12 protein-coding genes are annotated in these 11,720 nt (G+C 45.1%); all 12 read left to right on the top strand.

The window, feature by feature from the left end:
• Positions 1 to 173: 173 nt before the first annotated feature.
• The 12 genes from AAC033_RS06145 to AAC033_RS06090 all read left to right on the top strand — a co-directional run bounded on the left by AAC033_RS06145 (position 174) and on the right by AAC033_RS06090 (position 11,628).
• Positions 174 to 548, top strand: a complete 375-nt coding sequence (locus tag AAC033_RS06145; RefSeq protein WP_339736466.1) for a response regulator — start codon at positions 174 to 176, stop codon at positions 546 to 548.
• Between the two features lie 216 nt (positions 549 to 764).
• Positions 765 to 1,190, top strand: a complete 426-nt coding sequence (locus tag AAC033_RS06140) for a dCMP deaminase family protein (RefSeq protein WP_339736465.1) — start codon at positions 765 to 767, stop codon at positions 1,188 to 1,190.
• 8 nt (positions 1,191 to 1,198) lie between these two features.
• Positions 1,199 to 2,833 (top strand): S41 family peptidase, encoded by a 1,635-nt coding sequence (locus AAC033_RS06135; RefSeq protein WP_339736464.1) that lies wholly within the window; start codon positions 1,199 to 1,201, stop codon positions 2,831 to 2,833.
• 41 nt (positions 2,834 to 2,874) lie between these two features.
• Positions 2,875 to 3,360: an RNA polymerase sigma factor gene (locus tag AAC033_RS06130; RefSeq protein WP_339736463.1), complete on the top strand. Its 486-nt coding sequence runs from the start codon at positions 2,875 to 2,877 to the stop codon at positions 3,358 to 3,360.
• A 3-nt stretch (positions 3,361 to 3,363) separates the two neighbouring features.
• Positions 3,364 to 4,413 (top strand): hypothetical protein, encoded by a 1,050-nt coding sequence (locus tag AAC033_RS06125; protein WP_339736462.1) that lies wholly within the window; start codon positions 3,364 to 3,366, stop codon positions 4,411 to 4,413.
• Positions 4,414 to 4,534: 121 nt separating this feature from the next.
• On the top strand, positions 4,535 to 5,431 hold the full coding sequence (locus AAC033_RS06120; RefSeq protein ID WP_339736461.1) for a porin family protein: 897 nt from the start codon (positions 4,535 to 4,537) through the stop codon (positions 5,429 to 5,431).
• An 87-nt stretch (positions 5,432 to 5,518) separates the two neighbouring features.
• The gene (locus tag AAC033_RS06115; protein ID WP_339736460.1) at positions 5,519 to 6,319 is read left to right on the top strand and encodes an outer membrane beta-barrel protein; all 801 of its coding nucleotides are present in this window, start codon (positions 5,519 to 5,521) and stop codon (positions 6,317 to 6,319) included.
• A 91-nt stretch (positions 6,320 to 6,410) separates the two neighbouring features.
• Positions 6,411 to 7,130: a dipeptidase PepE gene (gene pepE / locus AAC033_RS06110; RefSeq protein WP_339736459.1), complete on the top strand. Its 720-nt coding sequence runs from the start codon at positions 6,411 to 6,413 to the stop codon at positions 7,128 to 7,130.
• A 165-nt stretch (positions 7,131 to 7,295) separates the two neighbouring features.
• A complete protein-coding gene (locus AAC033_RS06105; RefSeq protein ID WP_339736458.1) occupies positions 7,296 to 8,879 on the top strand; it encodes a TrkA C-terminal domain-containing protein in 1,584 nt (527 codons plus the stop codon).
• Positions 8,880 to 8,895: 16 nt separating this feature from the next.
• Positions 8,896 to 9,600, top strand: a complete 705-nt coding sequence (locus AAC033_RS06100) for an HAD family hydrolase (RefSeq protein WP_339736457.1) — start codon at positions 8,896 to 8,898, stop codon at positions 9,598 to 9,600.
• Positions 9,601 to 9,644: 44 nt separating this feature from the next.
• Positions 9,645 to 10,421 (top strand): DUF2797 domain-containing protein, encoded by a 777-nt coding sequence (locus AAC033_RS06095; protein WP_339736456.1) that lies wholly within the window; start codon positions 9,645 to 9,647, stop codon positions 10,419 to 10,421.
• A 175-nt stretch (positions 10,422 to 10,596) separates the two neighbouring features.
• On the top strand, positions 10,597 to 11,628 hold the full coding sequence (locus AAC033_RS06090; RefSeq protein WP_339736455.1) for a branched-chain amino acid aminotransferase: 1,032 nt from the start codon (positions 10,597 to 10,599) through the stop codon (positions 11,626 to 11,628).
• Positions 11,629 to 11,720: the final 92 nt, after the last annotated feature.

Genomic DNA, 11,720 nt, shown 5'->3' with positions numbered 1-11,720 from the left:
AACCCACCGGCACCAGTTTCAATACCTGCGTATTTAGCTGTCGCAAACCTTGTCTGTTTCCCAATCTCATCCTGCCGGAATGGGATTACAATTTAAAAAATAAGATCGCCTATGGCATTTAAGTAAATCTTTCAATATCTTTGATTGGCTAACAGAAGATTAATCTAAAAGAAATGACAATAGTTGACAACCCCAGAATTCTTATTGCAGAAGACGTTGAGTCAAATTACTTATATCTCAGTGCTGTACTGAGCAAGATTAAGGCAAAAATCTATTGGGCAAAAAACGGCAAGGAGGCGGTCGAAATTTTCAAGAAGGAAGATATTGATTTAATTTTGATGGATTTGCAGATGCCTGAAATGAATGGTTACGAGGCCACCCGAATCATAAAAGCCATTAACCCCGATATGCCCATTGTAGCACAAACAGCCTTCGCCATGTCCGATGATCGTGAAAAGGCTTTGGAAGCGGGTTGCGACGATTACCTGGCCAAGCCCATCAAATCCAAAGACCTTCTGAATACGGTCGAAAAATATATTCACGTTTAGTTATTGGGTGATTCACAAGTTTGTTGGCGTTCTTTCTTTTTTAAGGAGAGAACGCTTTTTTGTAATGTATCCAGCCAATTAAGACTGATGATTTATTACTTTTGGACAGTTTAAACCGAAAGTCTGGTTTTTAATTTCCTGAATGCTTTTTGTTCAGACGGAAGGAATCAGACAGACGATCATCATTCGATTGATGGTATAATAAAAATTCATCCGATGGAAAAAAAACAGTTTTTGCTCGATCAGCGTTATTTGAAGATGGCTAATATCTGGGCCCAGAATTCCTACTGCAAACGCCGTCAGGTTGGAGCTTTGTTGGTAAAGGACCAGATGATCATCTCGGATGGATACAATGGAACGCCTTCGGGCTTTGAGAATATTTGTGAGGACGAAAACAATCTGACAAAACCATATGTTCTTCATGCCGAAGCCAACGCTATAACCAAGGTAGCCAAGTCGAACAACAGCAGCGAAGGAGCGACCCTGTATGTTACCTCGTCACCTTGCATGGAATGTTCGAAACTGATCATCCAGGCCGGAATTATCCGGGTTGTTTTTACTGATAATTACCGGTTGGAGGATGGGATTAATTTGTTGAGAAAGGCCAATATTGAAGTGGTTCAGGTTGAAACCGATGAATAAGCAAAATCATGAACAGAAAACAGATAAGCATTTACCTGCCCATATTAATTGCCGTTTCGGTGGTTACTGGAATATTGCTGGGCAATAATTTGAGTAGAAATCAGGGTGCATCGTTACAAAATCTGGCGCCCACCAAAAACAATAAATTAAGCACCATCATTGAATTGATCAGTCAGGCCTACGTCGATTCGGTGTCTGTCGATGAGCTGGTCGAAAATACCATTCCCGAGCTATTGAAAAACCTTGATCCGCACACGGCTTATATTCCGGCGCGCGACATGCAGGAGGTGCATGAAGAAATGCAAGGTAATTTTGGTGGAATTGGGGTGCAGTTTTCCATTCATAACGATACGGTTCAGGTCATTGATGTGGTTTCGGGTGGGCCGTCGTCCCGTTTGGGGATTTTGCCCGGCGATCGCATAGTCACAGTCAATGATTCCGTGATTGCCGGCGTGGATATTAAGAATCAGGATGTACTCACCGTCCTTCGTGGAGAGAAAGGAACTAAAGTCAGGATTGGAGTCAAGAGAAAGTCAATTAAAGATCTTATTGAATTTGAAATCACAAGGGGTGACATACCGATTTACAGCGTCGATGTGAGTTATATGATTGATGAAACTACCGGCTTTGTCAAGGTCAATCGTTTTGCTGAAAAAACCTATGACGAATTTATTCAGGCTATTGCCAAACTGAAATCGTCGGGAGCCCAAAAAATCATTGTTGATTTGCGCGGAAATCCCGGTGGCTACTTGATGGCAGTGGTCAACATGGTTAATGAGTTTTTACCCGAAGGAGATCAGATTGTTTATACCGAAGGAAACTCGCAAGCCCGCAAAACTTATACAGCTACCAAAGGCGGCATCGCACTGGATAATGAGGTGATTGTGCTGATTGATGAGTATTCTGCGTCAGCCAGCGAGATTTTTGCCGGTGCCATTCAGGATAATGATCGTGGTATTGTGGTTGGCCGCCGTTCGTTTGGAAAAGGATTGGTGCAGGAGCAAATTCCGTTTCGCGATGGGTCAGCTTTGCGGCTCACTGTTGCCCGCTACTATACTCCGAGTGGACGAAGCATTCAAAAGCCTTACGAAGAGGGAAACATGGATTATTACCACGATATTATGAAACGGGCCGAACATGGGGAGTTTCAGGTGGCCGACAGCATCCAGTTTGCCGATTCACTCAAATACGAAACTTCCAGTGGCCGAACGGTGTATGGTGGAGGGGGCATTATGCCTGACTACTTTGTGGCTGCCGACACCAGCGGTTATTCCGACTATTATTCCAAGATCACGCAAAAAGCATTGGTTTATCATTTTGCTTTTCAATATTCCGATATCAACCGCGAAAAGCTGAAGGAGATGAAAACAGCCGCCGAATTTGTTGATTATCTCAATCGTGACCAGATCATGGATCAATTTATTGTCTATGCCGAGAAGGAGGGGGTGAAAAATGATCCAAATGGACTGGCCGCAAGTGGGAAAATAATTGATACCCAAATCAAAGCCTACATCGCCCGAAATATCATTGGCGAGGAAGGTTTCTTCCCAATTATTAAGGAAATTGATGAAACGCTAAAAGAGGCGATCCGCCTTTCCCATTCAAAAAAACAATTGAGTCAGTTGTTGGCTGTAACAAATTAGGTCTTCGGTCGTCATACAAGGTGTAATGACCTTTTTAGACGATGACCGTAGAGGACTATAACGAAGCTGTAACCCAGCATGCCGATGCTGTTTTTCGATTTGTTTTGAAGAATATCAGGGATGAAGAAAAGGCCCGCGATATTGTTCAGGACAGTTTTGAGAAACTGTGGACGCATGTGCACTCAGTTGACGCAGCTAAAGTGAAGTCGTATTTGTTCTCAACGGCCTATCATCGGACTATTGACGTGATTCGGAAGGATCAGCGCCAGCAATTATTCGACGACCGACAGTTGCCCGAGGAAGGATACTCCGACCATTACTCAGATGTTGGCGAAGTGTTGAATCAGGCCATTAAGCTGTTAACCGATGATCAACGCTCGGTGCTAATGTTGCGGGACTATGAAGGTTATTCGTACAAGGAGATTAGCGAAATAACAGCGCTTAGCGAAGCCCAGGTGAAGGTGTATATTTATCGTGCCCGGGTGTTTTTGAAGAATTATATTGGGAAATTAGATGTGCTCGTTTAAATCATGAATATAAACCGGTCAAATTACGAAGTCTATTTTTTGGATTACCTTGATGGTAATCTTCCGGAGGATGGGATTGATGATTTCCTGGATTTTTTGAGCAATAATCCTGATTTGTGCGAAGAGCTGGAGGAGATATCTGCGATTCAGATTAAGGCAGGTAGCCACACGTTCCGGAATAAGCAAGTACTGCTGAAAGATGAACTGACCGGATTGACCACTTTCGATTCGCGGGCGGTCGCTTTTTTAGAAAGGGATTTGCCGGAAGAAGATCAAGCCGCTTTCTTAAACGAACTGAGCAGCAACCCGGAAAAGGAAAAACAGTTTGGCTGGTTTCTGAAAACCAAGCTGCAAGCCGATACCACAATTGTGTTTCCCGATAAAGCTTCTTTGCGGAAGAAGCCAGCCCGGAAAATCATTTTATTTTGGGGAAGTCGCGTAGCAGCAGCGCTTCTGCTGTTGGTTGCTGTTTGGGGTGTTTGGGATTTTTCACCGGAGCCCGATTCTGCACCCCGGCTGGCACATGAGCAGGCCGTGATTTCCAGCCAAGAGGAATCTCCGGAAGATAGCCAGCCGGCTCATCCCACTTCAGAAAAGCAGAATGAGCAACAGTTGGTAGCACAGCAACAGCAAGGACCTGTAAATAAATCTGTCGAGGCTATTCAGCCCTTCATCCCTGTTCGGTCAAAGTTTCAAACCAACGAATTAGTAGTCCAGCGTGAAGAGGCGCCAGAAAAGTTGGAGTCAATTGCTTCTCAACTTCAACATACCCCGGTGGCGGAGCCGCTTGCATTGGTGGAAATGAAGGCACATCAAGCCAAGTCACACACAGAATACCTGACCGTGGACGAGTACCTGGCTCAAAAAGTATTGAATAAACCGAAGGATGAGCCGTTGACATTTGGCAGCTTGCTTAGTGCCGGACTGGATGCGGTTGCTTCGGTGAGCAACGATCGGCTGGAGTATGAAACCAATGGCCGGGGGAAAGTCTCTGAAATTAGTTTGAACACCCGAATCCTGGCTTTTTCGATTCCGCTGAAAAAAGATCAGTAGGCCTGTAACTTTTCAAAACAGCTGGCCGTCCTACAGCTGAAAACAATTAAACAATGATCAGATTTGTCTGCTGAAAGCCGGGCAGGCAAAGCACCATGTAAAACTCTAAATCGAAAAAAAAATGAAAACAACAGTTTTAACGAGCCTCTTAATTTTTTGTCTTACGCTGGCCTATGCGCAGGATTCAACCAAAATCGGAAAACTGGTAGAGGTAAAGGAAAGTGGAAACCGAACCGAGGTGGGCCTTCTGAACAACAGGATTTATATTGACGACAATTACAGCAGCGACACCACGCACATCCGCATAGGAAAACGCAATCTTGAGATTATCGAGCGCAATGGGCGGACAAACGTTGATCTGCATCGCGACCGCTCGTGGGATGACGATGATGACAGTTGGAAACGGAAGAAATTTAATGGACACTGGGCCGGTTTCGAGTTGGGAATCAATTCGTTTTATAATGATGGTGATTTTGGAGGTTCGGATTTCATGGAATTGCACCAGATCAAGTCGCTGGAAGTGAATATTAACTTTCTGGAATACAACATTGTTTTGGCCGAACACCGTGCAGGCCTGGTTACGGGAATGGGCTGGTCGATGAACAACTATCGTTTTGACAACCCAATTACCTTGCAGAAAGTGGAGGGCTTGATTGTGCCGGACCCGATTGACCCGGATGGCTTTAAAAAGTCAAAGTTGACGGTGTCCTACCTCACCATTCCGCTCTTGCTAGAGTTCCAGATTCCGGTGAATGAAGCGTCCAATCAGGTATTTCTTTCCGGAGGGGTAATCGGGGGCTTAAACCTGGGTTCGCACACGAAAGTGAAAACCGATGACACCAAAAGTAAAGATCACGGAAATTTCAATATCAACCCATTCAAATATTCACTGGCGGGTCGAGTCGGGCTGAAAGATATCAGTATTTATGCGACTTACAGTTTGTCAAAGCTCTTTGAAGATGGAGTCGGCCCCGAATTATATCCATTTACAATTGGCATCAGTTTGATTAATTTTTAATCGAACCCTTCAGAATATTGAGAGGCCTGTCCACAGCAGGCTTCTTTTTTTGATTTTCATGCGTAACTTTGTTGGAAGAATTAAGTTATGAAACAACTGCTTTTAATACTTCCGCTCGTGCTTTTTACTGTGACATCAAAAGCGCAACTGAATGATTCCATTGAGGTTCGCCAGCCTGCTTGGGGCAACCAGCCCATTATTATCCAACCTCACGGTGTTGTGACCGATGGCTTCAATTATTGGGAAGATGATTTTACCGGCCACTGGTCGGGCATCTATCTCGGGGTGAATGGCTTAGCAGATCAGGATTATTCCATGTATTCGGACGAGGAAGCTGGTTTTCTGGATGTTGATTTGTGGCGTTCGACCGTGCTGAACGTTAATCTGATTCAATTTTCAAAGAGTTTGCAGCGCACCCGCAACACCATTGGTTTGGTCACCGGACTTGGTATGGAAATTCAAACCTATTTTCTGGATAAGAAAACGAGTATTGAGCAAGGACCCAGCCGTATTGAGCCGGTGGAGCGTTTTTATGATTCAAAACAAAAGTCGAAGCTTTCCTCCATTTATTTAAGCGTGCCTTTGCTGGTCGAGTTTCAGGTACCGGTAAAAAATTACGGCAACAGAATTTATTTGGCCGGTGGCATCGTGGCCAGTAAAAGACTGAATACACACACCAAAGTAAAATACCGCGAAAATGGGAAAAAGGAAAAGCTGAAGATGCCGGACGACTTTTACATGCACGAATTCCGTTTTTCGGGCATGCTACGTGTGGGTTACCGATGGATCAACCTGTATGCTAGCTATGATCTTCAGCCTCTTTTTCAGGAAGGTAAAGGTCCTGAGCTTTACCCGTTTTCTTTTGGCTTGGCCCTGATTTCCTTCTAAAAATGCTGGCTCCTGTTGAATTTCCTTTTTTTATGGCTTGGCTTTGCTTATTTTAGAGGTCATTCAGTTCAATGCAGTTAAACCAATAGACATGACAACGATGCGATTATTACTTCTAAGTAATTCAACCATGCCAGGGGAAGCATATTTGCTTTATCCAAAGCAAGAGATTCAGCAGTTTTTAGGTGCAAAAAAAGTGAAAGCTCTGTTTGTGCCGTTTGCTGCCGTTACTTTTTCGTTTGATGAATACGAGCAAAAAGTGAATGAAAGTTTGCAGGGAATAGGGCACGAAGTAATAGGCATTCATCGATTTAAGAATCCGGTTCAGGCGGTTGAAGAAGCCGAAGCCATTGTGGTCGGCGGAGGAAATACCTGGCAGTTGGTTCGTATGTTGCACGATCAGGATTTAATGCGGGCTATTCACCGGAAAGTACAGCAAGGAACGCCCTACATTGGCTGGAGCGCCGGATCAAACGTGGCTTGCCCAACGTTGCGTACCACCAACGATATGCCTATTATTGATCCAAGAAGCTTCAACACGCTTAATTTGGTGCCTTTTCAAATTAACCCGCACTACCTTGATGCCAACCCCGAAGGACATGGCGGTGAAACCCGTGAACAACGAATCTCGGAATTTCTGGAAATAAACCCAAAAACATACGTGGTTGGCTTGCGAGAGGGCACCATGTTTAAACTTGAAAACGGCAAACTCGACTTAATTGGCAAGCGTTCGGCCCGGATCTTTCGGAAAGGAGCGACCCCGTATCAGTTGAATGCAGGCGACGACTTTTCCTTTCTGTTAAGAGAATAGTCCGTTTCGTACAAATCTGCCGGCTGTTGAATCGATTCCAGCTTTTAGTTTATACTTTTGTCCAACGAAATACGACAACAATTGCGTGTCGTGTTCCGAATTCAACCGCTGTTCCTATTGGGAAACGGGAATTGGTTCAATCGGTTTTACTTTAAAAGCATTGCCATGGAATTGTTTAGCAACAGCTATTTTGCCCTGTTTTTAATCATCTTAGTGGGATTTATCATTGGCCGGATTAAGGTGAAAGGCATTTCACTCGATGTGTCGGCTGTTATTTTTGTCGCCTTGGTATTCGGTCATTTTGGCGTCATCATTCCGGTCGACTTTCAATACCTCGGGCTGGTTCTATTTATTTTTACCATTGGAATTCAGGCCGGCCCAGGATTTTTTGGTTCCTTTAAAAAGAATGGGCGCGAACTGGCAATTCTGGCCAGCTTGCTCATTTTGAGTTCGAGCGTCATCACTTACCTGATATACTATTTTGCCGAAATCGATAAAAGCTTGTGTATTGGTTTGCTTACCGGCGCGCTGACCAGTACGCCCGGTTTGGCCGCGGCGATTGATACCACCGGTTCGCCTCTGGCCTCTATTGGCTATGGTATCGGTTACCCGTTTGGGGTGATCGGTGTGATTTTGTTTGTAAGCTTTCTCCCGCGCTTTTTGCGCGTCAATGTGAAAGACGCCGAAGCACATTATAAAAAGGAAGTGTCGGCTGGTTTTCCTGAGATTCTGAAAAAGAACTTTATCGTTGAAAATGAAAATGTGGTGGGTAAAACCATCGGCGAACTCCGTATTCGCTACATGACCAAAGCTGTCGTGTCTCGGGTAATGCATGGGGAAGTGGCCATTACCCCTTCTCGTGAAACGGTGCTATACAAAGGCGACATCATTAAGGCGGTGGGAACGGCTGAGGCCTTGTCGCGCGTGAGATTACTGATTGGCCCCGAAACGGAAACAGAAATTCCGCTCAGCACGCAATACGATGTGCGTTCGGTATTGGTCACCAATAAGGAAGTGGTGAACAAAACCCTTGGGCAGCTCAATATTTTGAATACCTATAACGCTACCATCACCCGTATCCGGCGGTCGGGGATCGATTTGTCGCCTAGCCCTTCATCCAAGTTACAGTTTGGCGATAAACTGATTGTAGCTTGCAACAAGGAAAGTGTGGAGCAGGTCAACCGTATTTTTGGCGATGACGACCGTCGACTGTCTGATACCGACTTTTTGCCGATCGCCACGGGCATTATTCTCGGTATTCTGGTTGGAAAACTCAGTCTTAACTTTGGATCCTTTTCCTTCAGCCTGGGATTGACTGGCGGGATTTTGCTCACAGCACTAATTTTGGGGCGAACCGGAAAAACAGGCCCCGTTATGTGGACCATGACCGGTGCGGCCAACCAGTTGTTAAGGCAGTTTGGGTTGCTCTTTTTCCTGGCAGCTGTAGGTTCGAGCGCGGGATCCAGCCTGGTTTCAACCTTCAGCCAGTATGGCGTCGAGCTGTTTGTGTATGGCATCATCATCACCCTTGTCCCGATGATTATTACCACCGTGGTCGCCCGTTACTTTTTGAAAATGAATTTACTCACCTTGTTGGGAACACTCACCGGAAGCATGACCAGTACGCCTGGGCTAGCTGCCATTGACGGCATGACTGACACGGATGCTCCCTCGGTTGCTTATGCCACGGTTTATCCAATTGCTATGGTACTGCTGATTGTGTTTGTCCAGATTTTAAGCCTGATCTAAACTGCCCGTATTCGAAATGAGTATAAAAGAGATTGAAATTATTGCATTTGATGCTGATGACACACTTTGGGAAAACGAAAACTTTTTTCGTGATGCCGAACGTCAGTTTTGTGAAATTCTGAAAGAATATCAGCCCTTCGAAATAATGATGGAAGAACTTTACCGCGTGGAAGTGCAGAACATGGAAATTTACGGGTACGGAATCAAAGCCTTCATCCTTTCGTTGGTGGAAACGGCTTTGCTGGTATCAGACAAAAAAGTTAGCCCAGAGCAGGTTGAGGCGATTATCAGGATAGGCAAAAGCATGCTGAACAAAGATGTAATTTTGCTCGACGGCATTCGCGATTTGCTTGAAAAGCTGGCGCCCAACTATCGCCTGGTGCTGGCAACCAAGGGGGATTTGCTTGATCAGGAGCGAAAACTGAAAAAATCGGGCCTGCTGAAATACTTTCATCACATTGAAGTGATGACCCACAAGCGCGAGGAAAACTACCGGGAATTGCTGAAACATTTGGATATCGCTGCCGATAAATTCATGATGATTGGCAATTCGCTCAAATCGGACGTGCTTCCGGTAATTTCATTGGGTGGTTACGCGGTACATGTGCCCTATTACACCACTTGGGTGTTTGAGCAGATGAATCCAGCAGACATCAAAAGTGACCGTTTTTTTGAACTAAAGGAAATACATGATGTTTTGACTTTATTTGAAGGTGCTTAACTTTACCGCAAAAACGAATGGAATACCAGGGAAACATCCTAAAAATGAAGACCGAATTGGCCGATCCAATTCAATACGGCCTGCCCATTGGCGATCAGCAGGTAAACATGAACGAGTTGATTGGGCAGCAGATCCAGTTTCGATTCGATGGACAAATTAACTGCATTTCGTGCGGAAAGAAGACCAAAACATCATTTGGACAGGGGTTTTGTTATTCCTGTTTTCAGACTGTTCCCGAAGCCGACGAATCGGTGATGCGCCCCGAATTATCGAAAGCGCAGTTTGGCGTGGCTCGCGACTTGGCTTGGGCCGAAGAACATGACTTAATTGAGCATTACGTCTATTTTGCGGTATCGAGTGAGCTGAAAATCGGTGTGACCAGGTATCATCAGATTCCAACCCGTTGGATTGACCAGGGAGCAAGCCGGGCCATTAAGCTGGCAAAAACCCCCAATCGGCACATTGCCGGTATTATCGAGGTGTTGCTGAAAAAGCATTTCACCGATAAAACCAACTGGCGGGCCATGCTTCAGAATCAGGTGGATGATTCCATTCAACTGGACGAAGAAAAACAGAAAGCCCGCGATTTGATGCCAAGAGAGTTACAACAATATTTTTCTGAAGAAAACGAGGTCGTTGAGTTGCATTATCCGGTGATCAGCTACCCGGGCAAAGTGAGTAGTGTTAGCTTCGATAAAAAATCGGTGATTGAAGGAAAACTAACTGGAATTAAAGGGCAATACCTACTCTTCGAACAAAACCAGGCTCTCAACATTCGGAAACACAACGGCTACTTTTTAAGTCTTTCTGTTCATTCGTAAGTAGCCTGGATGTCCATTTAAAAAATCGTAGACGAGTGGGCGGAATGGCTTTGTAATTGCTAATTCGCTGTTTTTGAATCTATTTTTTATAACATGAATTTAAAGGAACAATTGGGAGAAAGCGCATTCTCTACTGAGCTTTTTTTCATTATTTTAGGCTTTTGAAAAAAACCTGATGGCAAATAAGATAACTATGGAGAATCAAGACTGGAAAACGATTGGCTTCGGCTATCGCAAAACAAACTACAACGTTCGCTGCTATTACAAAAACGGAGCGTGGGGACCGCTCGAATTGAGCGACTCAGAATACATCAATATCCACATGTCGGCTACGGCACTTCATTACGGGCAGGAAGCTTTTGAGGGGCTGAAAGCCTTTATGGGCAAAGATGGCAAAGTCCGTATTTTTCGGATGGACGAAAACGCCAAACGCATGCAAAATTCAAGCGATGGTATTTTAATGGAACGTATGCCGGTTGACAAGTTTCAGGAGGCGGTGAAGTTGGCCGTGGAAAAAAACCTGGATTTTGTGCCGCCTTACGGATGCGGCGCCTCGTTGTACATCCGTCCTTTGCTGATTGGCAGCGGACCTCAAATTGGTGTAAAACCCGCCGAAGAGTACCTGTTTATTGTTTTTGTAATGCCGGTTGGGCCGTATTTCCCTGAGGGGTTTAAACCTACTGATTTGCTGATTATGCGCAAGTTTGACCGTGCCGCGCCACAGGGGACCGGAAAATACAAGGTTGGTGGCAACTATGCAGCGAGCCTAACGGCCGGTAAAAAGGCTAAGGCCGAAGGCTATTCAGCGGTGCTTTATTTGGATTCGCGGGAAAAAAAGTACATCGATGAATGTGGTCCGGCCAACTTCTTCGGAATTAAAAACGACACATACATTACGCCCGAGTCTGATTCGATTTTGCCATCGATTACCAACAAAAGCCTGATGCAAATTGCACAGGATATTGGCCTGAAAGTAGAGCGCCGCAAAGTGCCGGTTGAAGAACTGGAATCCTTTGAGGAAGTGGGAGCTTGCGGAACAGCGGCTGTCATTTCGCCGATCAAAAGGATTTACGATGACGACCTGGACAAAGAATACAACTACGGAACCGACCCCGGGCCCTGGAGTACCAAGCTTTACGAAAAGCTGCGGGCCATTCAGGATGGCGATGCGCCAGACCCTTACGGATGGGTAACCGTGATTGATTGATTGATTTTGAAAACAATGAAGCATAAAACCTCATTCCTACTTTTGAATGAGGTTTTATGCTTCAGACACTATGTTTCCTATTACAGGTTTGA

The organism is uncultured Sunxiuqinia sp. (assembly GCF_963974515.1).
Taxonomy (GTDB): domain Bacteria; phylum Bacteroidota; class Bacteroidia; order Bacteroidales; family Prolixibacteraceae; genus Sunxiuqinia.
Note: the sequence above shows the minus strand (reverse complement) of the source record. Positions and strands in the feature narration are given on the sequence as shown.